Raw genomic sequence first — 26184 nt, forward strand, 5'->3', positions numbered from 1 at the left:
ATCAAAACTTATATTGCAGACCGATACGCAACCGCGTCTGGCGCTCATCGGTGGTTTTCCGCACGCTGATATCGCCCACTTCAACATAAGGCGCCCAGCTTTTAGTAAACTTCCATAACGCCTTCACGTTCTGTTCATAGTCCCATTTTTTATTATTAAAGCGGATCTGATCGCTATGCTTGTAAATATAGTTATATTCCACTTTCCAGTCGGTGAAATCATAACCCAGCCATATTTCTCCGCGATTGGTTTTCATATCTTCTTTGTCAGATTCGCTCTCACGCGTGTATTCATAACGGTAGCGACCATTAATATAGATGCCGTTGGCGAACTCATAGCCGGTCATGAAAAAGGGCTTATAAATACTGTTCTCTTCTGACGATTCCAGCGTAAAGCCCGGCTGCACAAACCACGCCTTAATCGGGCGATACTGATAGTTCAGCGTGCTTTCCGTGCCGTTGCTCACCAGATCGTGAAACGGCTTATTTTTATCGTCACCGCCAGATTTCCACTTCGCTTCAAGGGTAAAGCCAATGCCATTATCAAAGCGATGCGATACGGAAACGCGATCTTTATGCACTTTACTGTCATCCAGCCACTCATGCCTGACATCAAGCGTGACCGCCGCAGCCTGGGTAGCAGCCAGCAACAGGCCGCAGCACATTAACGTCTGTTTATTCATTATGTAATCCCGTCAGTATTGATACAGAGGTTTTTTATAATTTTATTAATGGCGAAATTTTATTTTTCGCTTAATAAAAAAGCGTTATTTTTATCGATATTACCTGTTACTACATCACTGTATTCCACCGCTTTATTTCGCAGCGACAGATTACCGTTAAAGGCGCCCTGTTTTTCAGGTGGCGTATAAGGCCCGGCGCGGAAAATAAAATTAAAGCGATGGTTATCCACGGCGATATTATTTTTCACCTGCAGCTGGCCCGGATTAAAATTATCGGTGAATCCATCCATGCCATTTTCTATTGCGACGCTATCCGTTATACGATGCGCGACCGGGATCCCCTCGCCGCCGAGCTTGAAGCCGTTGTTGGTATTGCGCAACGCAACGCTCCGCTCAATGGTGACGACGCCGTTGGGACCATCTTCAATTTTGTTGAACAGATCGAATCCGTCATCGGCATTGTCATGGGCGAAGCAGGCCACCAGCCGGTTGCCCTCGCCCACACGCATCTTCACCGCAAAACCATCAGCATTGATGCGGCCAGGATCCTGATTTCCCCAGGATTCCGCGTGTGCGATCAGGTTATGGCTGGCCCACAGCGCCCGCCCCACGCCCGCCGGAGAAGCCACCCAAATTCCGGTATCATCCGCATGATGGGCAACCACATGGCGAATCTGATTATGGCTGCCAGCGATATTAAAGCTTTTGCCGGTTACCTCGATATGCTCAATATCCCAATAGCTGGCAGAAAGATCTAAGCCATGAAAAATGACTTTGCCCGTTAGCGGCCTGAGCTTTTTCAGCCGATCGACGCTGCCGCTGCTGGCGGCAGTCAGCGTGGTTAAAGCGTAGTCGCCCGGCGCCAGCCACAGCGTACCGCCCGGTGCCAGCAGCGCCGCCGCCGAGGCCACATCCAGCGGATGCTGCTGGCTGCCGTCATTCTGCGCTTTGCCTTGCGGCGCCGCGTAAAGCTGCTGCGCATCGGCGACGGCGCGCCGGGTAACCGTCAGGCTATCTTCCCGCACCGCGCCCTTGCCGGTTTCCAGCCGGTAATCGATACGGGTGGCGTCTGCGCTCAGCGCCAGCGGCAGGCTCACCATCTTCCCTGCGGTTACCGGCTGGTTCTGCAGCTGCACAACGCCGTTACTACTGATGGTTAAGCGCCCGTCAGCGCTGCTACGCAGCTGGAACAGATAATCGGACGTGGCGCTAACCGCCGCCGAGTTAATCTCAACCTGCGTTGGGCGCGGCTGGCTGACAAACGGTTGATGCGGGGTAACCTGATGTTCGCTGAGCGTCAGGCTGGCGTGATGCACGGTAACGCGGGCGTTGCGGGAAGCGAAAAAGCCCACGTAATAACCTTCCGGCTCCAGCACCGTGACCCGCTCCGCATCGCCCGTTTGTTGGCTATGCCATTGATCGCTGTTTGGCAAGGCCCATGCGGCGTTAAAGCCGCTGTCGGTGCGCGCCAGACGCAGACGAAAACGCGGCGTTTTTGTAAGGTCAATATCCGGCTGATAAGGCTGACGCGCGATCTCCACGCCGCTGTTGCCCCACGGCTGGATCACGCCGTTACGGGAGATCAGCGTCGCGTCTACCTGTTGATGCGAACGTTTTTTTGCCGCGACGATGGCGTTCATCACCATGTTGGCGGCGGCAGGAAACTCTTCATAACCCGGCTGCAGCGGATCGCGGCGCGGTTTGCCGAGCGTATCGCGCACCAGCAGCCCTGCGCCCTCCTGACCCGCAGGCAGCGCGCCGTTTTCCGGCCCAAATTGATCGATGGTAATCTCCGCTTCCAGCTGCATATTGGCGTTAGCTGGCAGGCGAGTGTAATAGAAGGTCAATCCATCGTGGCTGTTGCCGATTTTACCGCCCCGGCTTTCCAGCGTAACGGGGAGCCGCAGCCGGTCGCCCTGTGTGCCTGCGCGGCTGCCATCCACAAACGTGACCTGATTAAGGCCCACTTTTTCCGGTAACACGTTAGTAGCGAAATTGATATCGGTTGACTGACCAAAGGTCATTGCGTGCCATTCCAGCTCAGCGACCTGCGGTAACGCCGCCGCCGCGCCATTGCTGGCGATAACTAACCATAACAAAGCCTTGTGCATAATCTTTCCTTCAGGCGTAGGCATCCTGGCCCACCCAATGGGTGGGCCTTTTAACGGTTTAATGCGTGGGTTTTACGCCTGAGGCGCCTGCTTCGGCTCTGCAGCGTTATCAGTGACCAGCGGAGCCAGCTTCATTTTCTGGCAGATGGCGCTGTTACCCCAGCACTGCTCATAGGGATAGCCCACCAGCGCTTCGATAACTTCCCGCACTTCCGGTTTGATATCGCTCTGCGCGCCGCCCGCTTTAATGCGCGCCACCTCTTCCAGCACCACCAGATGCGTTTTGCGGTTAAGCAGCATTTGTCGGCTGAAAATAATGGCGATCAGCGCCAGGGCAATGACGCCGCCAAAGAAGACCCAGGAGATGGCGTGCATCGCCGTTTCCGGCTGGGTATGAGATTTAGACTGGAAGCCGTAATAGCTGAGGATCGCGCCCATCACAAACACAATAATCGAACGCATGATTTTACCGGAGAACGTCATCGCTCCGGCGTAGATGCCTTCGCGGCGACGGCCGGTAAACACCTCATCCACATCTGCCAGGAAGGTGTAAACCGTCCACGGAATGTAATAGACGCCGCCGGTGCCGAGGCCGAAAATCACCGTGATCGCGACAATCGCGATGGTCGCGGTCTGCGGCGGCAGGTGGAAGAAGTGCAGCAGGGAATAACAGCAGACGGCGAAGATCACGATGCTCAGCGCCCAGATATAGGGTTTGCTGAAGCCGCGTTTCACGCACAGCGCAATAAAGATAGCGGTGGAACAGAGCTGCAAAATCGCGTTCAGGCTATTCAGCCCAGCGAGAATCGCCGGATCGTACAGCAGCACAAACACCACGTAGTAGGTAAAGACCGACGCAAACAGCCATTCGGCGCCAAAACCAAACAGATACATGCCCAGATGTTTACGAAAAACGCGCAGATAAAAGGTGGATTGCATATCGCGCGCCAGCGCAGCCAGGGTCTTCCACAGTGATTGCTTCTGACGCAACGCTTCTTTACCGCTATCTTCCCGCTCCCAGCTAAACCAATAGAGCAGGCCCACGGCAACAAACAGAATCACGCCATAGGTGATGCCGGTATAGAGGAACGGCTGAGCCGACTCTTTGCCATACAGCAGAATAAACTGGCCCGGAATCAGGGCGGCGAGGAAATTCGCGATCTTACCAAATATCGCTTTATAGCCGGTAAGCTTGGAGCGCAGGGTAAAATCATCCGTCATTTCGGTCGCCAGCGTCTCGTAAGGCACCATGACCGAGGTATAGATGAGTTCAAAAATAACGTAGGTGGTCAAATAATACCAAAACCCGAAGCCTTCTACCCACAGCAGCGGATAGAACACCATCAGCGGCGCGCCGATCAGCAAGAAAAAGCGCCGACGACCAAAGCGTTTACCCAGCCAGGTTTTACCAAAATTATCCGTCAGATAGCCCATGATTGGGTTACTGATGGCGTCAATAATACTGGCGGCTGAAAAGATAAACGACGCCTCCAGCAACGATAGCCCGCAGAAGGTGGTGTAGAAGTAAAGCAGCCATGCGCCCGCAATGGCCAGCGCCCCGCTGCCGAGCAGATTCCCGCCACCATAAGCCAGCTGATGGCCCAGCGTGATTTTCCTGTTATGTCCCAGAGGTATTGATTTTCTTATCATGATGTGTCGGCCTTTATATTATTGAACCGCTGTTTCATTTTAAATGAAGTGCTTTTTTATATATGTACAGGCCGCGCAATAATGTGACTAACACCGCATTAAAATCACATGCAGGCAGAACACTTAAGCATCAGAAAGGTATCCGGCAGATTGATAAAAAGCGGATTACATAATTTATATTTTTTAATCAGTGAGTTATGCAAGAGAGACTACCGAACAACGGCAGCGAACGGACAGATTAAGCGCGGTAATAGTAAGAAAATATTTCTGGTTTAGCGAGATCGGTCACACGGTGAAAAAACGTTCACTTTTTCTCTTGAATTTTTTAGTGCGATTACATTCAACTCAGATAACAGAAATGAGTAAGAGGCTAACGCGTACGGCGCGCTCGCCGTTTGCGCGTTTTTTAGCAACGGGCGTAGACGTTTTTTCGCGAAAAAAAAGGGAAATTTTACGCGCTGAACAAGAACCAGGCGCTCGATCAAATTATAACGTTTTTTTTTCAAAGGATTGACATCCCCTGTCCGCCTTATGAAACGTGGACTTAGGAAATTAGCCAGCCTGCGATCACGAGTTTTACGTGAAAATCAAGGCTTGTTAAGACGCTATTAATTACTAGAATACTCACCATCTTGTTGTTCATTTACTCTTCACCCCCTATATATAGTGTTTATCCACAGAGTTACTCACAAAGAGCAAGCTGTGCATAAACGGGGGATATTTTTTCACGGACAGGTATAACGCGACATGAATCAGAGTCTGCTCGTCACTAAACGCGATGGCCGCAAAGAGCGCATCAATCTGGATAAAATCCACCGGGTTCTCGACTGGGCTGCGGAAGGTTTACATAATGTTTCCGTTTCTCAGGTTGAGCTGCGTTCCCACATCCAGTTCTACGACGGCATTAAAACCTCCGATATTCACGAGACTGTCATTAAAGCCGCTGCCGATCTGATCTCGCGCGATGCGCCCGATTACCAGTATATGGCTGCGCGCCTGGCGATTTTCCACCTGCGTAAAAAAGCTTACGGCCAGTTTGAGCCGCCTGCGCTGTACGATCAGGTGGCACGCATGGTCGATCTGGGTAAATACGATCGTCATCTGCTGGAAGATTACAGCCGCGAAGAGTTTGAGCAGATGGACGGCTTTATCGACCACTGGCGCGATATGAACTTCTCCTACGCGGCGGTTAAGCAGCTGGAAGGTAAATATCTGGTGCAGAACCGCGTTAGCGGCGAGATTTATGAGAGCGCCCAGTTCCTCTATATCCTGGTTGCCGCCTGCCTGTTCTCTAACTATCCGCGCGAAACCCGTCTGGATTACATCAAGCGTTTCTACGACGCGGTATCCACCTTTAAGATTTCGCTGCCGACGCCGATCATGTCCGGCGTGCGTACGCCTACCCGTCAGTTCAGCTCATGCGTGCTGATCGAGTGCGGCGATAGCCTGGATTCCATCAACGCCACCTCCAGCGCCATTGTGAAATATGTTTCCCAGCGTGCCGGTATCGGCATCAACGCCGGACGTATTCGTGCGCTGGGCAGCCCGATTCGCGGCGGCGAAGCGTTCCATACCGGTTGTATTCCGTTCTACAAACATTTCCAGACCGCGGTGAAATCCTGTTCGCAGGGCGGCGTGCGCGGCGGTGCGGCAACGCTGTTCTATCCGATGTGGCATCTGGAAGTGGAAAGCCTGCTGGTGCTGAAAAACAACCGTGGCGTGGAAGGCAACCGCGTACGTCATATGGACTACGGCGTTCAGATCAACAAGCTGATGTATCAGCGCCTGCTGAAAGGCCAGGACATTACGCTGTTCAGCCCGTCTGACGTGCCGGGTCTCTACGATGCATTCTTTGCCGATCAGGATGAGTTTGAGCGCCTGTACACCAAATATGAGCAGGACGACAGCATTCGCAAACAGCGCGTGAAAGCGGTCGATCTCTTCTCGCTGATGATGCAGGAACGCGCTTCCACCGGCCGTATCTACATTCAGAACGTCGATCACTGCAACACCCATAGCCCGTTCGACCCGACGATTGCGCCGGTGCGCCAGTCAAACCTGTGCCTGGAAATCGCGCTGCCGACCAAGCCGCTGATGGATGTGAACGACGAAAACGGCGAAATCGCGCTTTGTACGCTTTCCGCCTTTAACCTGGGCGCTATTAACAGCCTGGACGATCTGGAAGAGCTGGCGACGCTGGCGGTACGCGCGCTGGACGCCCTGCTCGACTATCAGGATTACCCGATTCCGGCAGCGAAACGCGGCGCAATGGGCCGTCGTACGCTGGGTATCGGCGTGATCAACTTCGCCTACTATCTGGCGAAGCACGGCGTGCGCTATTCCGACGGCAGCGCTAACAATCTGACCCATCAGACGTTTGAAGCCATTCAGTATTACCTGCTGAAAGCCTCTAACGAGCTGGCGAAAGAGCAAGGCGCCTGCCCGTGGTTTAACGAAACCACCTATGCGCAGGGCGTGATGCCGATCGACACCTATAAGAAAGATCTGGATGCCATCTGCAACGAGCCGCTGCACCTGGACTGGGACGCGCTGCGCGAATCGATCAAAACGCACGGCCTGCGTAACTCCACGCTTTCCGCGCTGATGCCGTCTGAAACCTCGTCGCAGATTTCCAACGCCACCAACGGTATTGAGCCGCCGCGCGGTCATATCAGCATCAAAGCCTCGAAAGACGGCATTCTGCGTCAGGTGGTGCCGGAATATGAGCGTCTGAAAGAGAGCTATGAGCTGCTGTGGGAAATGCCGAACAACGACGGTTATCTGCAGCTGGTGGGCGTAATGCAGAAATTCATCGATCAGGCGATTTCTGCTAACACCAACTACGATCCGTCACGCTTTGCCAACAGCAAGGTGCCGATGAAGCAGCTGCTGAAAGATCTGCTGACCGCCTATAAGTTCGGCGTTAAAACGCTTTACTATCAGAACACCCGCGACGGCGCGGAAGATGCGCAGGACGACATTGCCCCATCCATTCAGGATGACGGCTGTGAAAGCGGCGCCTGTAAAATTTAATCGGGTCTGGCCGGAACCGCTCCGGCCATGACGCTTCTTTTGGCCACGTTTATCACGTGGCCGCAACATGGCAGGCCGTGCAACGCACGGTCAAAACGGCTGTCAGCGCCTCGCCCGTGCGGCAAGGCCAGCCTGTCCCGTTAGCATGTGGAATCAACTATGGCTTACACCACTTTTTCTCAGAATAAAAACGATCAGCTGCTGGAGCCGATGTTTTTCGGCCAGTCGGTTAACGTTGCGCGTTACGACCAGCAGAAATATGACATTTTTGAAAAGCTGATTGAGAAACAGCTCTCCTTCTTCTGGCGTCCCGAAGAGGTTGATGTCTCACGCGATCGCATCGATTATCAGGCGCTGCCGGATCATGAGAAGCACATTTTTATCAGCAACCTGAAATATCAGACGCTGCTCGATTCTATTCAGGGCCGTAGCCCGAACGTCGCGCTGCTGCCGCTGATTTCAATCCCGGAACTGGAAACATGGGTCGAGACCTGGGCGTTTTCCGAAACCATCCACTCGCGCTCCTATACGCATATTATCCGTAATATCGTTAACGATCCGGCGCTGGTGTTTGATGATATCGTCGCCAATGAGCAAATTCTGAAGCGCGCCAGCGATATTTCCGGCTACTACGACGATCTGATCGAGATGACCAGCTACTGGCATCTGCTGGGCGAAGGCACCCATCAGGTCAATGGCAAAACCGTTACCGTTAATCTGCGCGCGCTGAAAAAGCAGCTGTATATCTGCCTGATGAGCGTGAACGCGCTGGAAGCGATCCGTTTTTACGTCAGCTTTGCCTGCTCTTTTGCCTTTGCCGAGCGCGAGCTGATGGAAGGCAATGCGAAAATCATCCGCCTGATCGCCCGTGACGAAGCGCTGCACCTGACCGGCACGCAGCATATGCTGAACCTGATGCGCAGCGGCGAAGACGATCCGGAAATGGCAGAGATTGCGCAGGAGTGTCGCCAGGAGTGCTACGACCTGTTCAAGCTGGCGGCGGTGCAGGAGAAAGAGTGGGCGGAATATCTGTTCCGCGACGGCTCCATGATCGGCCTGAATAAAGATATTCTCTGCCAGTATATTGAATACATTACCAATATTCGTATGCAGGCGGTTGGACTGGATCTGCCGTTCCAGACGCGTTCCAACCCGATTCCGTGGATTAATGCCTGGCTGGTTTCCGATAACGTGCAGGTGGCGCCGCAGGAAGTGGAAGTCAGCTCTTATCTGGTGGGTCAGATCGACTCAGAAGTGGGCGAAAACGACTTCGACGACTTCCAGCTGTAATGATGGTCGGGAAGCGAATCACGCTGTGCATCTCTGGTGCGCAGCTTGAATATAACGACGAGCACCCTTCCCTGCTGGCGGCGCTGGAAGCGCATAATATCTGCGTGGAATATCAATGCCGCGAAGGCTACTGCGGCTCCTGCCGCACCCGTCTGGTGAAAGGGGAAGTGAGCTACGCCGGTCAGCCGCTGGCCTTTATTCAGCAGGGCGAGATTCTGCCCTGCTGCTGTAAAGCCAATGGCGATATTGAGATCGAGCTGTAAGGCCTTCAGGCCTTGATCGTCTCGATCACATCGACCCAGCCGTGGCCGGTGGAAACATCCATGCCGTGCAGCCAACGACGCAGCATATTCATTGCCAGCATCGCCACCAGCTCCTGACGCGTTTTTAGCGTATGGCGCTGATTATTAAATTTCACCTGCTGACCGAAGGTGCCGTCCGGCGTGTGCAGCGCAAAGCCGAGCTGCTCATCCTGCAACGATCCCACCAGCAGCGCCAGCGACGCCTGCTGTGCCTTTGCTCGCTCCTGCGCCCGCTGCACCAGCTGCGCCAGCGTCTCTTCGCCATCAGGCAGCACCTCGCCCGCCCGACACGCCACGCCGCCGCCGTTAAGCTGCCACTGCAATAACCCGACGCTGAACTGCTCGCTGACGGTTAACGCGAGCTGGCGCGCCTGTAACTGCTCCGCCAGCAACGCGGGAAGCCCCTTAGTGCCTTCAAACAGCGTGCATTCCGCCAGCTGCAAACGCACCTGCTGCCAGATCTGCTCCATCGCTACCTGCTGCGCCGCCGGGCCGGTCAGCTTGATTTCGATAATCGGGGCGGAAGAGCGATAGCCCATCACCACACCTTCCGGCAACGTTAGCGGCTCCAGCTCCGCCGCCAGATCGCTCTCGCCGCGACCAAAGGTGGTCAGGCGTAAACAGAGCGGCGGCTCCGGCAGCGTAAAGCGCGCCTTTAAACGTGGCAGGATCTGCTGCTCGACCATCACCTTAAATTCCGACGGCACGCCGGGCGTGAAGAAAATCCAGCAATCATTCAGCGTTACCGCGAAGCCGCAGGCGGTGCCTACCGGGTTATCAATTAGTTCGCTTCCGGCGGGGATCTCCGCCTGCTTGCGATTGCTGGCGGCCATGGGACGTCCGCGGCTGGCAAAGAAATCCTCGATTTTCGTAAGCCAGGCGGGCTGGAGTTCCAGCTCGACGCCGCAGGCAGTCGCCGCCGCCAGCGCGCTCAGATCGTCGCTGGTTGGCCCCAGGCCGCCGTTGACAATCAGCACATCGGCAATACGGCTGCGCTCGTTTAACGCTTCCACCAGCGCTGAGAGGCTGTCGCCGACGGTGGCGCGGCTGGTCATCGGCAGGCCATGTTGAAACAGCGTATCCGCCAGCCAGGCGGCGTTGGTATCGATAATCTGGCCATGCAGCACTTCATCGCCCGTTGAGAGCATTTCCACTCTAATCACGTCACGTCCCTCGTTTGGTTAATGTTGTTACTGTAGGAAGGCGCGCCGGTGAATACAACCGGCAGCGCACAGTTTCAGAGATAGCAGCGATAGCTTTTGCCAGATTGTCAGCAAGGCGCAGCGGCAGCAGAATAGCGCACATAATAGGTTTACCCGATTAAAATAAGACTTTACCTCGGTTAAACCTTTGACAATCACTCCGATAGAGAATCGCCACATGAATAAAAAAGGTCTTACTACCGCTTCAGGCGCGCCGGTTGCCCATAACAATAACTCGATGTCTGCCGGACGCCGTGGCCCGCTGCTGTTACAGGATGTTTGGCTGCTGGAAAAGCTGGCGCACTTCGATCGTGAAGTGATCCCGGAGCGTCGTATGCATGCCAAAGGCTCCGGCGCTTACGGCACCTTTACCGTGACGCAGGATATTACCCGTTTTAGTCGCGCTAAACTTTTTTCTGAAGTCGGTAAAAAAACCGATCTGTTTATGCGTTTTTCTACCGTAGCCGGTGAGCGCGGCGGCGCGGATGCCGAGCGTGATATTCGCGGCTTTTCCATGAAGTTTTATACCGAAGAAGGCAACTGGGATCTGGTTGGCAACAATACGCCGGTGTTTTACCTGCGCGATCCGCTGAAGTTCCCGGATCTTAACCACGTCGTAAAACGCGATCCGCGCACCAACCTGCGTAACCCTACCTACAAATGGGACTTTTTCTCGCATCTGCCGGAAGCGCTGCATCAGCTTACAATCGACTTCAGCGATCGCGGCCTGCCGCGTTCTTACCGCCATATTCACGGTTTCGGCAGCCATACCTACAGCTTTATTAATGACCAACAGGAACGCTTCTGGGTTAAATTCCATATGCGTTGCCAGCAAGGCGTGGCAAACCTGATGGACGACGAAGCGGCGCAGCTGATTGCCCGCGATCGTGAAAGTTCACAGCGCGATCTGTTTGAATCGATTGAACGCGGCGATTTCCCGCGCTGGAAGTTCTATGTGCAGGTGATGCCGGAGCATGAGGCATCGCAGACACCTTACAACCCGTTTGATTTAACCAAAGTGTGGCCACATGCCGATTATCCGCTGATTGAAGTAGGTGAGTTCGAGCTGAACCGCAACGCGGACAACTATTTTGCCGAGGTTGAGCAGGTAGCGATGAGCCCGGCGAACGTGGTGCCCGGCATCGGTTTCTCGCCGGACCGTATGTTGCAGGGACGTCTTTTCTCTTATGGCGATGCGCACCGTTATCGTCTGGGGGTGAACCATCATCAGATCCCGGTGAACGCGCCGAAATGCCCGTTCCATAGCTACCACCGCGACGGCGCCATGCGCGTGGACGGCAACAGCGGCAACGGCGCAACCTATGAGCCGAACAGCTTCGGCGTTTTCCAGGAGCAGCCGGATTTCAGCGAGCCGCCGCTGTCGCTGGAAGGTGCCGCCGATCACTGGAATCACCGTGAAGATGATGATTATTTCAGCCAGCCGCGCGCGCTGTTTAATCTGCTGAGCGAAGAGGAGCATCAGCGTATGTTTCAGCGTATCGCCGGTGAGCTGGTGCAGATCCCTGAATTTATTCAGCAGCGGCAGATTGCGCTGTTCCGTCAGGTGGATGAAGCCTACGGCGCCGGGGTGGAAAACGCGCTGCGGGCGTTGCAGGGGTAAGCACCTGGTTTCCCGCAACTGAGTAAGTCATACGTTGCACTGCTCTCATTTAACAGGGCTCTCAAACGGGAGAGTCCTGTGTATATCCTCAAAGAACACCTTAAAGTCGTTATGCACTATTTTGCCAGCGATGAAGGCTAACGGTTAACTTCAGCCCGTTTCAACATTCCCGGTACCCAGGTGAGGATCTGGATGTTGGCCTAATGAAAATGGGTCACAGACGTTACCGACGTTTGCTATCAACGGCCGGCCCCCCTACCTCGCTCTCATTATCGTTCTCTTCAATAACAACGTTATTTCCTGCGGTATTTCAGAACGTCCAACGCCAAGTTTTTACGTTTCTGGTTAATGAGTTAAAAGTAATATCCCGTTCCCGAGACCCGGGCGTTATTGAAAAGGAGGAGGGATATGTCCGCTGTGAGCGATCTGCGGACATTACTAACAGCATTCTGTGTGAATCAACAGGGAGTAGGCCAGCTGAGCAGCAGACACTAACTGTTACATATTGCATGCGTATACTCAAAAAAACTGCATTTCCGGTAGCCATTTTGTTAAACTGTGAGGAAATCAATAATATAAATTATTATTACTATGAAAATTAAAAACAAAGCAGCTATAACCTACTCTCTGATAATTATAGTTTTTGCTGCAGTATACTATTTTACTTGGTCAGTTTATCCAGACTCCTTCATAAAAAATAACGCCCTAAATTCCACTCCCATTCATAATGCTATAGATTTAGCGTTTTCGTATAATGGTGAAACTCATGAAGATTATGATAATGTTTCAAACGAGGATTTCCTCAAAGAGACATTGAAAGCAAAAAAAGAATTTGACAGAATAGTTAGTCAAAACATTAAACTTGAAAATATACTATCCCAGCAAGAATCAAAACTAAAATTAATAAACGTAAATCTGTCAAAAGCCTGGGCTAGGAATACACAGGCGTATGTGGATGAAGCGTCTCTAAAACATCACAAGGAGCTAAATGTTAAAGAAAGTGAGCTCAAGGCTATGTTGTCACAAAAGAATAAAATTCAAGGAAGCCAGTTCGATATTATGTTGGCTGATAAAAATATCGAAATATCGGAAGTTAAGCTCAGGATAGCAACTTCAGAACGCGATGCTTTAGAATATGTCTTGTCACACGTTGGTGACTTCAATGATTCAAAGCTCGTTTCTGAATTAAATACTACCAATAAAATAATAGATGACACAAGATCTAAATTAATTATAAATAACAAAGAAATGATCAAAATAAGAAATAATATGCAAGATTTGTTGAGTAAACGTCAAAAGGAAGATCTCAACTTTTGGGATTTCGCTTTTTACAGCATTGGAATATCAACAACGACTACATTTGGTGATTTAGTAGCTAACTCAAGATTAATCAGAATGCTAGTTTGCATACAACTGTTGTTATCTATTTTAGTGCTAGCCAATGTAACTCAAAGTTTCTTGTCAAAAAATAAAAATTCACGATGATCCATAGAACCTAATTGTTGTTAGGTGCGCGACGTCCGCTTTTGGCACAAAGCGGACATTAGCATTAAAAATTCAGTGACTTCCTCCTGCTCCCCAGCGCTGCTGGGTCGTCAACCCTACTGCGCTAACCAGGAAGTTCGGTCATCTTCGCCGGACCGCGCAAGCGCGTTCCGGGTCTGCCAGCTGGGCTCTGATAGTGAAGACACGAGATGCTTACGCGCCCGAGCAATAATCGCTTCAGAACTAAAAGTGGGATCGTAAAGCAAGCATCGTGTTGATGCATTCAGTAGCCAAAATAGACATGGCTACTGAATCCTTTTATGACATGGAACATTCAATAAGCGGATAGTTGCCGGACATTAAAATTTTTTCGAGAACCAGCCGAGAATTTTTTTTCCCACGCTCTTTGCTACTTCTACTGCTACTTCAGCTACTACTTCTTTTACTGACTCCCAGGCATCACCAACCCATTCTTTGACGCTTTCCCATACGCCTGTTTCTGCCTCTATTTCCATTTTTTCGTTTTTTATATCTTCCTTTGCCTCGCGGAAAAGTGAATACTTTTTTTCGTTTGGAAGTATCTCGATTATCTTCTCCATTGTTTCAACAATATTGAATTTCCTCGTCACAGAAGCAGTTTGTATATATCGAGTAGATATATCAAAAGCATGACTTATTTCAGTAACTTTTTTATTGATGTTTGCTTCTTGTTCGGCCAGAGGTTTATTTTCTTGCATATCCCAGAAAGGGATTCCTGTTGCGTAGTCGAATATCGGAGCAACGTTATCGACTTGGTTTACAACAAATAAGACCGGGCAATTTTCTTTATTTGGCTCCAATATCTCTTTATACGCTTTTTCAGCTACAGCATATGCTCTGTCATCGGCTTTAATAACCCAGATAACTAAATCCAGAGTAGGAGATAACTCTTTGTAAAGCTCGAAATATTCTTTATCTCTGTCAATGGTTTCTCCAACCCCCGGCACATCAATTAAAACTATCCCCCCGCTGCCATTTTCATTTGACGATATTGTCATTTCCTGTGCTTCTCTGGTGCAGGCAGCTACGTCACTGACTTTTGCGAGATCTTTACCAAAAAGCGCGTTGCACAAGGAGGATTTCCCTACGCCAGTTACACCAAAAACACCCACGCGTGGTGTATATCCGCGGATTTCCCTAGCTTTCTTTTCAACCAGCTCTTTAATTTTTTTTCTGTTCGTTTCGCTTTTTAAATCATGGTTATGTTGCATAAATAGACTCCTTATTATCATTATAAAGTGTGTTCTGTACTTATCTGCCTTTATCGGCATGAAGAACATAAACTTGAGCAGAGCGTGATGGTCTGCTCCATGTTAATTTAATCAAGTCCGCTTCGGCACAGAGCGGACAGAGTGCTGGACAATGTCTGCTATGAGCGAACAACGGACCTTTGATTCAAGTGTTTCCTCTCAGTTTAGTGAGCGTGGATATCCACCCGATACTCGCAGGGCCATCTAAGCCACAAATGCTATCCAATCGCTAAATAGTGTTATTCTTACAGCTATCAAAAGCGCAAAGTTTTCCCAGTAGACGACTCAGTACGGAAGGTTATTTATATGGTGATAAAGGATGCATCGAAAAAATGGAGTATGCCGATCCAGAACTAGCGGCTGGCGATGAGCCGTTTTATTATCGAGTTCGGTGGCCGCCTGAGCGGTCACCTTTAATACGCTGACAGTTACACAGAATTACTCACAAGCTCGAATTTTTAATTATTTTCTATATTTTGGTAACATTAATGGATACTCTACCCGCCAGTTGTAAGCTGGGAATTCATCCATATACCACTCGATTGCGACTCTGGCGAACATCCGGAATTCATCATCATTCCAAAGATCAATTATTAGATCTCTACTAAGTCGTCTAATTTGTTTAGAACCCTGATATACCCAACCTAAATAAGAGTCTAATTTAGGCTGATTTTTTCCTTTATAATGACCGTGAGGGATTGAAGGGTGAAAGTCTACGTCATACTGATGAAAGACCCAATCATTTAAGCCTTTTCTCTTCGATAAAAAGTGAAAATTCCCTTTTTCATCTCTACTTATACCTGGCTGAATGTCGACTTTATAAGCAGGATCATCTGTAGTGGATACGGATGAAGTGCAATCATTATCGTCATGTTCGACGGGCCAAAAGTCTTCGTCGCTCCATTCTTCCACCAAAAGAATTCGATTAGCCCTCTCATAAATTGGATCGGTTGATTCACACATGTTTTTTAGTGCCAGCATTCTATCCTTGTAATGATCCCAACTGAGTCTTTCTCCGTGAAAGTATATTTGTGACAATTTGAAGTATAATACTGATGCTTCTCTATCTAGATAGTTCATTAATTACCTCCATATTTTGTTAAATGTTTCAATAAAACAGCCATATTCATACGGTAAGCACTTTACCGTTTTCTATTACCAGTAGCCATCTCTAATTATCTCATCATATCGTTCAATCAGTGTTAACTGCTTCTTGTTATCTTTGTATGTATCCAACCATCTATCAACAGCTTCATCAAAAATAAAAAGGAAATCAGTAAAATTTAAGTAAGCAATATTGTCATGCACTTGAGTTGGATAGCCTTTCTTGCAAATAGCGATACTAAGCCGGCGTATTTTACCTTGCATCACTTTATGTGAATTCAGATTTGTCATGTGTAGCATAGAACTTCTAAGACCATAAAGTTCATCTGAAGTAACCTCAAGGCTACTGAGTGCTGAGTAAGTATCAAGCCAATTTTGAAACCCCCGCTGTACGTTACCGAATTCAATGTATGCTATAGTATCAATAAAAGACATTAAAAGTTTAAAGCTTGCCAAGTAATGTTTATTATTAAAGAGTAATTTAATAGGCTTCATTTGATCATCATTTAAAAGTTGCTTCACATGAAACTGATCATCTTTTATATACTGGTCAAGATAGTCCGGGAGGCTTTTAATACCTTCAATATGTTGATGAGGCATATTTTTATGTCTTAATTTCTCGCTAACTGAAAGTTGGATATCATATTGTATCTTTCCATCAATTACAGGAGTCACAATTACTAAGGGGTTTTGTGAAGCATTATGATTGGCTAAAGCTATTTCGAAAGGTGCAAGAGAGTTATTTACTCTCATATTCGAATTATACCTTGTTAGAGAAAGCTTTCCATCTGAATCCAATACTGATGGATGAATGGGGTGGAAAGAACGGCAAGAAGCCAAATCAATTTCTAAGTTTTTTAGCAAGAATTCAAGTTTGCAATCATCATCATTATCTAATTGATGTGGCACGATGCCTGTGTGAGTAATATGAATACCATCTTTTGAAAATATAAATATATTGTAAACAGTCTCTTTCATAGTATATCAATCCAATGTTTTTGATATTTAGATAAAAAACTTTTAGTTTAAAGTCACAATGGTCTGCTCCATTCAAAAGCATATCACACCGCTAGAACGTCCGCTTCTGGCACAAAGCGGACATCAGAAATTATGTGAATAAAAGGATAAAACGCGATGTATAGCGTTTCGTTGCCGTGCAATGCTTGTAAAGCAAATGCTATGCAAGGGCGTCTCATGAAATCAGATGTTCAACTCAACCTTAGATCCAGGGAATCACAGCGGGCGCTCATTGATGCCGCTGCGGAAATCCTCCACAAATCACGTACAGATTTTATTCCGGAAATGGCCTGTCGGACTGCCGAGAATGTGATCCTCGGCCACCGTGTTTTTAAATTTAACGATGAGCAATATGCGGAATTCATCGATATGCTTGATGCACCGGTTGCGGATGCTCCCGTTATCGACAAACTGCTGGCAAGGAAACCTCAGTGGGAGGTGTAACAGCGCCAGAACCTTTATCCAGTTTTCATCAGGTGGCGGATTTTGTTAGCGGTGATGCTGTACTCGATTTTATTGCCTGAAATCCACTGGTCAGCGACGGCGGCGACATCTACTATTCAGGAATATGGATATCGACCTCATCGGCTTTCTTCCTGCTCTGTTACCCGTGGCGCTTTCGCCTGGTGCAAGCTTTACGCTGGCTATTAACAGCGCACTGGCGGACGGCCCTCGTGGGCTTATCTCTGCCCTGGCCGGAACGGCTCTGGGAATTTATACACACGCTCTTTTAATCGGACTCGGTATCACGGCGGCGTTGGTCGCTTCGCCTGCCATTTTTAATATTTTGAAAATTACCGGCACCGTTTATCTTCTCTGGCTGGGCATTCAGCTTATACGCAGTGGTACTGCGGCCCATGTCGGCACCTTTTCGCATACAGCCGTCCCGGTTACGCTCAAAGAAGCCTGGCTGGCGAATGTATTGAATCCCAAAGCGATCCTGTTTTATCTGACGGTGGTTTCACAGTTTGCTGGCAGACAAGCCGATGTTAATGATTACCTGGTACTGGCTTCGCTACACATTTTGGTGATGGTTGTTTGGCTGTTGATGATCGGCCGGACGCTGACTTTTTCCGCCCGTAAGCTTGACCCGCTCATGTTGAAAAAGTGGATTAACATTGCTGGCGGGCTATTGCTACTCGCTTTCTCTTTAAAAACGCTGATCTGAAATATACAGGTCAGGAGACTCCCCACTGGCTGTTTTGCAGCACTACGCGATAGCCATCATGATCCTGAAAGGTCACGCCCTTCCGATCCCAATACGGATTAAACGCGCGCATGCGGGTAAAGCCTGCGCTTTCCATAGCGCCGCAGGCCGCCAGCCAGGCATCCTGCTGTGGAATATAAAGCACCAGCAGATCCTCGGCAGACGTGGCAGGCACTATCGGATGTTCAGCACACAAGGTGAACTCCAGGTGCCACGGCAGATCGTCGCGGCCCAGCATGCGTCCGCTAAAGCCGTCATGGTCGCTAAACGCACCGATTTCCTTCAGGCCAAGCCCGCGACAGTAGATGTCGCTGCTCTTCTGCAAATCCGTGACCGGCCGGGCGATACGTAAATGATGAAAGGACATATTTTTTCCGTCTGCATGGGAGGTGCACACCACCATAGCATTACTTTCGCTCTCCTGCATACGCGACGCTTTCTCTGTTCCGTTCATCAGCTTTTACGGAAGCTGTGGCCTGTAGCGTTAGCATGTTTTCACCGGACACGTGCCTGTTTCAGTTGTTTTGTAGCCATTGCGCCAGCCGTCGCCGTGAGAGTTTGATGCCGCCCTGCGCAAGCTCTTCCGGCAACCGCAGCCAGCGGATCGGACGTTGAAAGCTCGCCAGCCGCGCGCTGGCCCAGGCGGCGATGCTTTCCAGTTCGCTATCTGAGTCCAGCGCCAGCAGCGCTACCGGCCTTGCGCCCCACTCTTCATCCGCCTGTGGAATAATAAACGCCTGCCGCACCGCGGGATGGCACATCAGCAGGCTTTCAATCGCCTCCGGCTGCACCGCCTCGCCGCCGCTGAAAAACAGATTATCTTTGCGTCCCAGCACCAGAAGCTCCCCCTGCTGCCAGCGCCCCAGATCGCCGGTAGCAAACCAACCGTGCTGATTCACCAGCGGCCAGAGCTGCCCGTCGCGCCAGTAGCCGCAGGCTAAGGTTGCTCCGCGGATCCAGATCTCGCCGTTAACCACCTTTACCTCACGCTCCGCCAGCGCCTGGCCGACGCCGGGCCGGTTATCGGCGCGCTTGCCGCATACCGTGGCGGCACTTTCCGTCAGGCCATAACCGCACCAGCAGCGGATACCCGCCGCTTCTGCACTCGCCACCAAATCAGGCGGGATCGCGGCACCACCAAGCAGCACCGCTTTCAGGCCAGCAGGCCGCTGCGGTTGCTGTAGCAGTCGCCACAGCTGAGTGGGCACCAGTGAAGCAAAACTACAGCCGCTAAGCGCCTGCGGCAACGGTGCATCCGAAAGCGTCAGGCAGGCGCCTGCCAGCAACCAGCGCCAGATGATGCCCTGTCCGGAAACATGATAGAGCGGCAGCGACAGCAACCAGTTTTCGGCGGCGTTGAAACCCATTAACTGATTAACCCCCGCCGCGCTGTACAGCAGCGCGGCGAAAGTATGCGCCGCCGCCTTCGGCAGCCCGACAGAGCCGGAGGTGAGCGTAAGCGTGGCGATCGCTTCAGGCCGCCATGCGACCGGCGCGGCCGCTGTGTGCCGAATTGTGGCCATCCGCAGCGCAGCAAGAAACGGGCGCGGCAAATCGGGCAACGGCTGCGCCAGATTCAGCATAAAATCGGGATGTAAAACGGATAACAACGGCAACAGCGTGGCTGACGGCAGCTGCGGATTAAGCGGCAAAACCTGTGCGCCCGCTTGTAATAGCGCCATCCACGCCAGCAGCGCTGAGAGGCTATTTTTACTGCGCAGCGCCACCCGTGCGCCGGGCGTGACGCCCTGACGCTGAAAACCGGCGCAGAGCCGATCCAGCTGCTCGCTCAGCGCCTGCCAGCTTAGCTGCGCGTTGTCCGTGCGCAGCGCCATCGCCGCAGGCGTGGTTTGCGCCCGTTGTCGCCAGGGAAAATCATTTAAAGAACACGCGTCCACGCTTCCTCTCCCTGCAAAGGCAACGCGCAGCCGGGCCAACGCCGCACCAGCTGCTGACGCATCAGGGTTAAGGTATCCAACCCTGGCGGCGACTGCGGCGTTAGCCAGTGCGCCAGCCGTGCCAGCTGCGTTAAGCCCAGGCTCGACTCCAGCGCTGAACTGATAATCACTTGCAAACCCAGCCGCTGCGCCTCGCCGATGATCTGCTGAATATGCGCGATGCTGCCGGTCAGGGTGGGCTTAATCACCAACGCCGCCAGCCCCGGCGCGGCCTGTAGGCGAAAATCAGGCTGACGCAGGCTTTCATCCCAGGCGATAGCGATGCCCGATTCGGCAGCAAATGCCAGGCTCTCTTCCGGCGTGCGGCACGGCTCCTCAATAAAGGCGATACGCGCACGCTGCGGCGGCGTCAGGCGGCGGGCAAACTGGTGCGCTTTTTCCGGCGTCCAGCTGCGGTTAGCGTCCAGACGCAGCTGCAAATCGGGCAGCGCCTCCAGCAGCAGGCTGACCTGCAAACCATCGCGTACCGCCTCATACAGGCCGACCTTCATCTTCGCGCAGGGCGAGGGTTGCGCCTGAAGCTGCAACAACAGCGCATCGGGATCGCCATAACAGAGCTGCGCGCTGCGCCATGCTCCGGTTGGCGGCAGCTGGCTCGTCAGCTCGGCGCTGGCGCAACTCAGGCCAAACGCCACCGAAGGCAGCAGGCTTTCAGCAACCGGCTGCGCGGCAAGCCACTGCCTCAGCCAGCTTTCGCACGCCTGCTGCGCCTGCTCCAGCGTTTCGCCGCTAAAGCCCGGCAGCGGCGCGATTTCACCCCAGCCCTGCCGACCCTGTTGTTGCAGCATGACCAGCAGCCCTTCCCGCTGCGTCAGACGTCGATCGCGCAGCAGCACGCCGCTCTCCATGGGAATGGCATAGCGCCACAGTTTCGCTTTACGCATCAGGGATTACGCCTGAACGGACTAAAATCGGGCTGACGTTTCTGGTTAAAGGCGTTGCGCCCCTCCTGACCCTCTTCGGTCATATAAAACAGCATGGTGGCATTGCCCGCCAGCTCCTGTAGCCCCGCCTGACCGTCGCAGTCGGCGTTTAACGCCGCCTTCAGGCAGCGCAGCGCCATCGGGCTGTTATGCAACATCTCACGACACCAGCGCACCGTTTCCCGCTCCAGCTGCGCCAGCGGCACCACCGTATTCACCAGCCCCATCGTCAGCGCCTGCTGCGCATCATACATGCGGCACAGGAACCAGATTTCACGCGCCTTTTTTTGCCCAACAATACGCGCCATATAGGAAGCGCCCCAGCCGCCATCAAACGAGCCGACTTTCGGGCCGGTTTGTCCGAAACGGGCGTTATCCGCCGCGATGGTAAGATCGCACAGCATATGCAGCACATGGCCGCCGCCGACCGCGTAGCCCGCAACCATCGCCACCACCGGTTTCGGGCAATTGCGGATCTGGCGCTGGAAATCAAGCACGTTGAGATGATGAGTACCGCCCTCATCCTGATAGCCGCCGTAATCGCCGCGCACTTTTTGATCGCCGCCCGCGCAGAAAGCCTGCTCGCCCGCCCCGGTGAGAATAATCACGCCGATGCCTGCGTCATAGCGCGCATCCTGTAGCGCCAGCATCATCTCCTGCACGGTCAGCGGGCGAAACGCATTGCGCACCTCTGGGCGGTTGATGGTGATTTTGGCAATGCCCTCCGGCGTTTTGTGGTAGCGGATATCGCTAAAGTCACCGCTGCAGTCGCGCCACTCAACCGGCGCGTTAAGCTGTTGTTCATCGGGGTAAAGCATGAAATTCTCCAGGATTCAGACGCAGCAGCTGCGTCAGACGATCGCTAAAGGCGGCAGGACTGACGCGATGGGCATTGTGCCCGGCCGCCGGAATGGTATAGAGCGGCAGATGAGCCTGTTGGGCGAGCTGGATAAATTTGTTGTCCCACTCGCCGCACAGATAGCTGAAAGGCACCGTCAGCCGCTGCAGTTCAGGCAGCAGATTGGGCTGCTGGCTTAACGAGGTCGCCTGCAACATCGCCGCCAGCGCCGGGCCGTTGCCCGCGCTACGATGCTTAATCAGACTGTTGCGTTGTTGCTCGGTGAGTTCGTTAAACAGCGGCTGACGATACCAGGCCCGCAGCGCGACAGGCAGCGGCAGCTGGCGGAAACGGCGCATCCACAGCGCATCGTGCGCATAACGCGCCTTGCGCTGCGCTTCATCCGCCAGCCCCGGATGCCCCGCCTCGACCACCAGCCCACACAGCCCCGGCAGCGCCGCGCGACAGGCGTAATGCATCGCCGCGCGCCCGCCGAGCGAGTAGCCAATCAGCCAGTAATGGTGAACCTGATAGTGACGCAGCGTGGCGTTGATACACCCGCTGAGCTCATGGAAGCCGCTGACGCGCTGGGCGCATGAGCCACCATGCCCAGGCAGATCGATGCTGAGCATCGGCCAGTCAATAAAATTCTGCTGTACTGGCAGCCAGTCGTGCAGGGTGCCGAGAAAACCGTGCAGCCAAACCAGCGTAGGCTTGCTGCTGCGCCGGTGGCCCTGCCAGCGCGCGTGCAGGATCATAACGCCGCGCCCATCGCTACCAGCCGGGCAAAAGTTTCGGCACCGCCGTCCGGCGGCACGCTAAGCTCCACCAGCGTCGCGCCCTGACGGGCAAAGCCCTGCTGAACGGCCTGTTGCAGCTGCTGCCAGCTGGCGACCTGTTGGTAATCAAGGCCGAACATCTGCGCGGCAGGCGCAAAGCTCACCGCCTGCGGCAAGGTAAAAAATCGCTCCCGCTCGCTGACCGGCGTCGGCAACAGGGAAAAAATGCGCCCGCCGTTGTTGTTAACTACCACCAGCACCAGCGGCGCGACGGGCTGACGCAGCAGCGCCAGACTATTTAAATCATACAGCGCCGAAATATCACCCAGCAGCGCCAGCGTTGGACACGCCTCACCGCGCTGAATGCCGCTTAAGGTCGCAATCAACCCATCAATACCGCTGGCACCGCGATTGCAGTAAACCGGATAGCTCACCGGCAGCTGCGCCAGCGCATCCACCAGCCGGACCAGCAGGCTGTTACCGAGAAACAGCTGACCACCTGGCGGCAAGAGTTCCGCCAGCCGGTGCGCCAGCTGCGCCTCTGGCTCTTGTTCTGTTACCGCGCTGACCTGTCGCTGCACAGCGGCAGCCAGTGAATTCAGCGCTGAGGCCCAGGGCGGCAAGGCCGCCGCCGGATGCGCGTCAAGCCAGCGGCCAATCTCGCTGACGATGCGCCTGCCCGGCTGATTGCCCGGATCGCGTCGCCCCGGCTGCGCATCAATCAGCCACCATTGCTGTGGGCGCGCCTGCTGCTGCCATTGCAAAAGGCGTTTGCCGATCAGGTTCGCGCCAAACTGCACCACCAGCTGCGCCTGGCTCAATAGCTGCTGCGCCTGCGGATGGTTAAGCCACAGATCGGCGCAGGGCAGCGGCTGACCGGTTTGCGCCTGAATATCCGCCAGCAGCGGCCAGCCCAGCGTGGCCGCCCATTGCGCTACCGCCGCGCCCTCTTCGGCATGCATTTTTCCGGCAATGACCACGCCGCGCTTCTGCCGCCACGCAGGCCAGTCGCGCTGCGCTGCCAGCCCTGCGGGCGCGCTGTGAATTACCCATGGCATTGCCTGCGGCATGCTTTCATCCAGCGGCGTCAGCCATTCGCGCCAGGCGTCATCTTGCGGGCCATACAGCGGCTCGGCAAACGGGCAGTTAATATGCAGCACGCCCGCACCTGCTATCGCCTCATCCAGCGTTGCCGCCAGCCAACGCGCGCTGATTTCTGGCGTGGGACGCGGTAAATCACAGCGGCGGGCAAAATGGGAAAAAATGCCCGGCTGGGTAATGGCCTGATTGGCACCACAGTTAATCAGTTCAGGCGGACGGTCGGCGCTCAGCACTATCAGCCGTTCGCCGGTGAGCTGCGCCTCAATCACGGCAGGCAGCAGATTTGCCACGGCGGTGCCGGAAGTGACAATCAGCGCGACGGGAGAACGGGTGCTTTTCGCCAGGCCAAGCGCTAAAAAACCCAGTCCACGCTCATCGAAGTGGGTATGACAGATCAGCGCCGGTTCTGCCGCCGCCGCCAGCGTGAGCGGGGCCGATCGCGAGCCGGGCGCGATACAGATATGCTTTATTTGATGATGCCTCAGGGTGGCGATAATCACCTGCGCCCAACGGCGGTTAAAGCTACTGACAGACATACTTCCCCCGAAATAGTCACTCCTGAGCCAGGCGAAACAGGCGGTTCGCCTGCGGCAAACCTCACGTCAGGCGGGCTGCGTCGCTGGCGACTCCCCGACCTGCACCGGCTTCGCTATCGCACCGGCTGGCAGCAATGCCGCCAGCGCGGCCATTTTGTTTTCTGTTTCCTGCCATTCCAGCAGCGGATCGGAACCGGCGACAATGCCTGCGCCGCCATACAGCCGCAGCCGTTCGCCCTGGAGCCAGGCGCAGCGCAGCGTGACGCAAAATTCACTTTCCTGACGTGAGATAAAACCGCTGGAACCGGCGTACCAGTTACGGTTCAGCGTTTCATGATGTTGCAGAAAGGCACGCGCCGCCGTGCGCGGCAGCCCAGCCACCGCCGCCGTGGGTTGCAGGCGCTGTAACAGCAGCGCGTCGCTAAGGTTATCCAGCCGGGCGTGAATGCGTTGGCGCAGGTGTTGCAAAGTGCGCAGGCGTACCACCTCAATCGGCATCACCGCCAGATCGCTGACCACGCCTTGCAGCCGATGGCGGATATCCTCCATCACCAGTTGGTTTTCATGCCGGTTTTTTGCGTCCTGCAATAGCCATTGCGCCTGCTGACAGGCGCGCGTGAGATCGGCGTCACGGGCTACCGTGCCCGCCAGCGCCTCGGTGAGCAGACTATTTTGCTGTCGCCGCCAGAGCCGCTCCGGCGAGGCGCAGACCAGGGCGCTCCGATCGTCAACGCGCAGCATAAACTGATAGCAGTGCGGATTGGCGCGGCGGCTGGCGGCCAGCAACGCTGCTGCGGGTAATGGACGATCCCACAGCAGATCGATGGCGCGCGCCAGCACCACTTTATCCAGTTCACCGGCGGTGATAGCAGCCAATGCGTGGTTAACGCGTTGCTGCCACTGCATGCGATCCGGCAGGCAATGCCGCTGTTGCAGCGCTGCGCGCATCGGCGGTAGCGGCTGCGGTAAGCGCAGCGCCTGCAAAAAGCGTGCGGCGCGCTGTGCATCTTCTTGCAGATTATGCTCGCTGTGAATAAACAGCGTCAGCCGCTCGCCACGGCTGTCCCGCTGCCACATCAGACGCGGCAAAAAGAAAAAGCTGTTATCCGCCTCAAAGCGATTGCTGCCCCAGATGCGCCAGTTCTCCGGTAAGGCGCACGTCGCCAGCTCCGCCTGAGTCAGCGTGGAGTAACGCTGTATGGCGCCGCAAAGCGCAACCTGCTCGCTGCCGTCGCGATGCTGCCACCAGATCTGCGGTCGCTGCGGCTGCGCATGCAGCCAGGCAAGGGAATCTTCCCCCGCGGCAAGCGGCACGGTAACCGTGCGACAGCCGGGTTCGGCGCTATTGATGTTGCTTAGCTGGGTAAGTAACGCAGCATACGCGGCAGGAAGCGAATACACGCACACCTCCATAATCCTAAAGAGGTAGCCAGTGTAAAAGGGAGATTGATAAGAAATGTTGATTCAGAACAGTTCGCGCCGCGTTTTGTCGCGCTTCAGCGGGCAAGTTTCAGGAAAGGGAGCGGGTAAACATGTGGAAACCAGCCTCCTTCCCGATGGTCAGAGGCTGTGTGTGGTAAGTGCTTAGCGACGCGCCAGCAGCAGGCCGAAGATCAGCCCGGCGGTAGCGCCAATGCCGATGCCCTGCCAGGGTTTTTCATGAACGTAATCATCTGCGCGGTAGGCGACCTGCTTAGCGCGATAATAGTAAGAATCGGAAGCCGCGCTGACGCGTGCCTTCACATCATGCAGCGCCTGCTCCGCCTTCTCTTTCAGTTCGATATATTTCTGATCGGCCGGATCGCCAGAGGATTTCAGCACCTCTTCCAGCGTTTCGGTAAGCAGCGTCAAATCATCATCCAGGCGCGTTTCCTGTGGTTCACCAGCTACCCGAGGCTCATCCGTTGCTAACGGATCGCGCTTTTCTTGCGAGTCAGTTGATACAGCCATTTTCTTCCTCCGTGTAAAAACACATGCATGTCCACTAACTATAGACACTTTTTGCGCGCCTGCCTGACGCGGTATCCAGGAATTACCTGATTACCACATCAGGAAA

The 26184-nt window shown here is 53.5% G+C and carries 22 protein-coding genes and 2 pseudogenes; 9 read left to right on the forward strand and 15 right to left on the reverse strand.

Annotated elements, in window-relative coordinates:
- Position 1 precedes the first annotated feature (1 nt).
- The 3 genes from J2X14_RS07440 to J2X14_RS07450 all read right to left on the reverse strand — a co-directional run bounded on the left by J2X14_RS07440 (position 2) and on the right by J2X14_RS07450 (position 4443).
- A complete protein-coding gene (locus J2X14_RS07440; RefSeq protein WP_352410576.1) occupies positions 2 to 682 on the reverse strand; it encodes an oligogalacturonate-specific porin KdgM family protein in 681 nt (226 codons plus the stop codon).
- Positions 683 to 741: 59 nt separating this feature from the next.
- On the reverse strand, positions 742 to 2793 hold the full coding sequence (locus tag J2X14_RS07445) for a right-handed parallel beta-helix repeat-containing protein (protein WP_352410577.1): 2052 nt from the start codon (positions 2791 to 2793) through the stop codon (positions 742 to 744).
- Between the two features lie 72 nt (positions 2794 to 2865).
- Entirely contained in the window at positions 2866 to 4443 is a 1578-nt protein-coding gene (locus J2X14_RS07450) for an MFS transporter (protein ID WP_352410578.1), read from the reverse strand.
- A 747-nt stretch (positions 4444 to 5190) separates the two neighbouring features.
- Here J2X14_RS07450 and nrdA point away from each other — a divergent pair.
- The 3 genes from nrdA to yfaE all read left to right on the forward strand — a co-directional run bounded on the left by nrdA (position 5191) and on the right by yfaE (position 9029).
- Entirely contained in the window at positions 5191 to 7476 is a 2286-nt protein-coding gene (gene nrdA, locus J2X14_RS07455) for a class 1a ribonucleoside-diphosphate reductase subunit alpha (RefSeq protein WP_352410579.1), read from the forward strand.
- 159 nt (positions 7477 to 7635) lie between these two features.
- Positions 7636 to 8766, forward strand: a complete 1131-nt coding sequence (gene nrdB, locus J2X14_RS07460) for a class Ia ribonucleoside-diphosphate reductase subunit beta (protein ID WP_352410580.1) — start codon at positions 7636 to 7638, stop codon at positions 8764 to 8766.
- A gap of 2 nt (positions 8767 to 8768) precedes the next feature.
- Entirely contained in the window at positions 8769 to 9029 is a 261-nt protein-coding gene (yfaE, locus tag J2X14_RS07465) for a class I ribonucleotide reductase maintenance protein YfaE (RefSeq protein WP_352410626.1), read from the forward strand.
- Positions 9030 to 9034: 5 nt separating this feature from the next.
- Here the strand turns inward: yfaE and J2X14_RS07470 are convergent, their stop codons facing one another.
- On the reverse strand, positions 9035 to 10231 hold the full coding sequence (locus J2X14_RS07470) for a nicotinamide mononucleotide deamidase-related protein YfaY (RefSeq protein WP_352410581.1): 1197 nt from the start codon (positions 10229 to 10231) through the stop codon (positions 9035 to 9037).
- Between the two features lie 217 nt (positions 10232 to 10448).
- On the opposite strand from J2X14_RS07470, the gene J2X14_RS07475 reads away from it, so the two are divergent.
- Together J2X14_RS07475 and J2X14_RS07480 are read left to right on the forward strand one after the other, a co-directional pair.
- Positions 10449 to 11891 carry a catalase gene (locus J2X14_RS07475; RefSeq protein ID WP_352410582.1) on the forward strand — a complete coding sequence of 481 codons (1443 nt, stop codon included), beginning with the start codon at positions 10449 to 10451 and terminating at the stop codon, positions 11889 to 11891.
- A 591-nt stretch (positions 11892 to 12482) separates the two neighbouring features.
- Entirely contained in the window at positions 12483 to 13376 is an 894-nt protein-coding gene (locus J2X14_RS07480; protein WP_352410583.1) for an ion channel, read from the forward strand.
- 359 nt (positions 13377 to 13735) lie between these two features.
- Here the strand turns inward: J2X14_RS07480 and J2X14_RS07485 are convergent, their stop codons facing one another.
- Complete coding sequence (locus tag J2X14_RS07485; protein WP_352410584.1) at positions 13736 to 14626, reverse strand: GTPase family protein; 891 nt, start codon at positions 14624 to 14626, stop codon at positions 13736 to 13738.
- 217 nt (positions 14627 to 14843) lie between these two features.
- On the opposite strand from J2X14_RS07485, the pseudogene J2X14_RS07490 reads away from it, so the two are divergent.
- Positions 14844 to 15022, forward strand: a pseudogene (locus J2X14_RS07490) (transposase); the annotation flags it as partial.
- A 105-nt stretch (positions 15023 to 15127) separates the two neighbouring features.
- Here J2X14_RS07490 and J2X14_RS07495 read toward each other — a convergent pair.
- Together J2X14_RS07495 and J2X14_RS07500 are read right to left on the reverse strand one after the other, a co-directional pair.
- On the reverse strand, positions 15128 to 15745 hold the full coding sequence (locus J2X14_RS07495) for a hypothetical protein (RefSeq protein WP_352410585.1): 618 nt from the start codon (positions 15743 to 15745) through the stop codon (positions 15128 to 15130).
- A gap of 75 nt (positions 15746 to 15820) precedes the next feature.
- Complete coding sequence (locus J2X14_RS07500) at positions 15821 to 16747, reverse strand: hypothetical protein (RefSeq protein ID WP_352410586.1); 927 nt, start codon at positions 16745 to 16747, stop codon at positions 15821 to 15823.
- A 201-nt stretch (positions 16748 to 16948) separates the two neighbouring features.
- Here J2X14_RS07500 and J2X14_RS07505 point away from each other — a divergent pair, with 201 nt between their 5' ends.
- The 3 genes and pseudogenes from J2X14_RS07505 to J2X14_RS07515 all read left to right on the forward strand — a co-directional run bounded on the left by J2X14_RS07505 (position 16949) and on the right by J2X14_RS07515 (position 17954).
- Entirely contained in the window at positions 16949 to 17230 is a 282-nt protein-coding gene (locus J2X14_RS07505) for a type II toxin-antitoxin system TacA family antitoxin (RefSeq protein ID WP_502889979.1), read from the forward strand.
- Positions 17218 to 17298: pseudogene (locus J2X14_RS07510) on the forward strand (GNAT family N-acetyltransferase); the annotation flags it as partial. The gene J2X14_RS07505 and the pseudogene J2X14_RS07510, both read left to right, overlap by 13 nt.
- A 56-nt stretch (positions 17299 to 17354) precedes the next feature.
- Positions 17355 to 17954, forward strand: coding sequence for a LysE family translocator (locus tag J2X14_RS07515; protein ID WP_352410588.1), 600 nt, complete (start codon positions 17355 to 17357; stop codon positions 17952 to 17954).
- 10 nt (positions 17955 to 17964) lie between these two features.
- On the opposite strand, the gene J2X14_RS07520 is transcribed toward J2X14_RS07515, so the two are convergent.
- The 8 genes from J2X14_RS07520 to elaB all read right to left on the reverse strand — a co-directional run bounded on the left by J2X14_RS07520 (position 17965) and on the right by elaB (position 26078).
- Entirely contained in the window at positions 17965 to 18360 is a 396-nt protein-coding gene (locus J2X14_RS07520; RefSeq protein WP_352410589.1) for a VOC family protein, read from the reverse strand.
- Positions 18361 to 18508: 148 nt separating this feature from the next.
- Complete coding sequence (gene menE, locus J2X14_RS07525) at positions 18509 to 19891, reverse strand: o-succinylbenzoate--CoA ligase (RefSeq protein WP_352410590.1); 1383 nt, start codon at positions 19889 to 19891, stop codon at positions 18509 to 18511.
- Positions 19873 to 20835 carry an o-succinylbenzoate synthase gene (gene menC, locus J2X14_RS07530; protein ID WP_352410591.1) on the reverse strand — a complete coding sequence of 321 codons (963 nt, stop codon included), beginning with the start codon at positions 20833 to 20835 and terminating at the stop codon, positions 19873 to 19875. The genes menE and menC overlap by 19 nt, the downstream gene beginning before the upstream one ends.
- Positions 20835 to 21692 (reverse strand): 1,4-dihydroxy-2-naphthoyl-CoA synthase, encoded by an 858-nt coding sequence (menB, locus tag J2X14_RS07535; protein ID WP_352410592.1) that lies wholly within the window; start codon positions 21690 to 21692, stop codon positions 20835 to 20837. Before menB ends, menC begins: the two co-directional genes overlap by 1 nt.
- On the reverse strand, positions 21676 to 22470 hold the full coding sequence (gene menH, locus J2X14_RS07540; protein ID WP_352410593.1) for a 2-succinyl-6-hydroxy-2,4-cyclohexadiene-1-carboxylate synthase: 795 nt from the start codon (positions 22468 to 22470) through the stop codon (positions 21676 to 21678). Before menH ends, menB begins: the two co-directional genes overlap by 17 nt.
- Entirely contained in the window at positions 22467 to 24128 is a 1662-nt protein-coding gene (menD, locus tag J2X14_RS07545) for a 2-succinyl-5-enolpyruvyl-6-hydroxy-3-cyclohexene-1-carboxylic-acid synthase (RefSeq protein ID WP_352410594.1), read from the reverse strand. The genes menH and menD overlap by 4 nt, the downstream gene beginning before the upstream one ends.
- Before the next feature lie 66 nt (positions 24129 to 24194).
- On the reverse strand, positions 24195 to 25529 hold the full coding sequence (locus tag J2X14_RS07550) for an isochorismate synthase (RefSeq protein WP_352410595.1): 1335 nt from the start codon (positions 25527 to 25529) through the stop codon (positions 24195 to 24197).
- 183 nt (positions 25530 to 25712) lie between these two features.
- The gene (gene elaB / locus J2X14_RS07555; RefSeq protein ID WP_352410596.1) at positions 25713 to 26078 is read right to left on the reverse strand and encodes a stress response protein ElaB; all 366 of its coding nucleotides are present in this window, start codon (positions 26076 to 26078) and stop codon (positions 25713 to 25715) included.
- Between the last annotated feature and the right edge of the window lie 106 nt (positions 26079 to 26184).

It is taken from the genome of Mixta sp. BE291, assembly GCF_031457955.1.
Taxonomy (GTDB): domain Bacteria; phylum Pseudomonadota; class Gammaproteobacteria; order Enterobacterales; family Enterobacteriaceae; genus Mixta.

Excerpts from the sequence above, each read along its gene's own strand:
- J2X14_RS07475 (WP_352410582.1), top strand. The coding sequence starts at position 10,449 with ATGAATAAAAAAGGTCTTACTACCGCTTCAGGCGCGCCGGTTGCCCAT.
- yfaE (WP_352410626.1), top strand. The coding sequence starts at position 8,769 with ATGGTCGGGAAGCGAATCACGCTGTGCATCTCTGGTGCGCAGCTTGAA.
- menH (WP_352410593.1), bottom strand. The coding sequence starts at position 22,470 with ATGATCCTGCACGCGCGCTGGCAGGGCCACCGGCGCAGCAGCAAGCCT.
- J2X14_RS07485 (WP_352410584.1), bottom strand. The coding sequence starts at position 14,626 with ATGCAACATAACCATGATTTAAAAAGCGAAACGAACAGAAAAAAAATT.
- nrdB (WP_352410580.1), top strand. The coding sequence starts at position 7,636 with ATGGCTTACACCACTTTTTCTCAGAATAAAAACGATCAGCTGCTGGAG.
- nrdA (WP_352410579.1), top strand. The coding sequence starts at position 5,191 with ATGAATCAGAGTCTGCTCGTCACTAAACGCGATGGCCGCAAAGAGCGC.
- J2X14_RS07450 (WP_352410578.1), bottom strand. The coding sequence starts at position 4,443 with ATGATAAGAAAATCAATACCTCTGGGACATAACAGGAAAATCACGCTG.
- J2X14_RS07520 (WP_352410589.1), bottom strand. The coding sequence starts at position 18,360 with ATGTCCTTTCATCATTTACGTATCGCCCGGCCGGTCACGGATTTGCAG.
- J2X14_RS07480 (WP_352410583.1), top strand. The coding sequence starts at position 12,483 with ATGAAAATTAAAAACAAAGCAGCTATAACCTACTCTCTGATAATTATA.
- J2X14_RS07515 (WP_352410588.1), top strand. The coding sequence starts at position 17,355 with ATGGATATCGACCTCATCGGCTTTCTTCCTGCTCTGTTACCCGTGGCG.
- elaB (WP_352410596.1), bottom strand. The coding sequence starts at position 26,078 with ATGGCTGTATCAACTGACTCGCAAGAAAAGCGCGATCCGTTAGCAACG.
- menD (WP_352410594.1), bottom strand. The coding sequence starts at position 24,128 with ATGTCTGTCAGTAGCTTTAACCGCCGTTGGGCGCAGGTGATTATCGCC.
- menC (WP_352410591.1), bottom strand. The coding sequence starts at position 20,835 with ATGCGTAAAGCGAAACTGTGGCGCTATGCCATTCCCATGGAGAGCGGC.
- J2X14_RS07495 (WP_352410585.1), bottom strand. The coding sequence starts at position 15,745 with ATGAACTATCTAGATAGAGAAGCATCAGTATTATACTTCAAATTGTCA.
- menB (WP_352410592.1), bottom strand. The coding sequence starts at position 21,692 with ATGCTTTACCCCGATGAACAACAGCTTAACGCGCCGGTTGAGTGGCGC.
- J2X14_RS07445 (WP_352410577.1), bottom strand. The coding sequence starts at position 2,793 with ATGCACAAGGCTTTGTTATGGTTAGTTATCGCCAGCAATGGCGCGGCG.
- J2X14_RS07440 (WP_352410576.1), bottom strand. The coding sequence starts at position 682 with ATGAATAAACAGACGTTAATGTGCTGCGGCCTGTTGCTGGCTGCTACC.
- J2X14_RS07505 (WP_502889979.1), top strand. The coding sequence starts at position 16,949 with ATGCAAGGGCGTCTCATGAAATCAGATGTTCAACTCAACCTTAGATCC.
- J2X14_RS07500 (WP_352410586.1), bottom strand. The coding sequence starts at position 16,747 with ATGAAAGAGACTGTTTACAATATATTTATATTTTCAAAAGATGGTATT.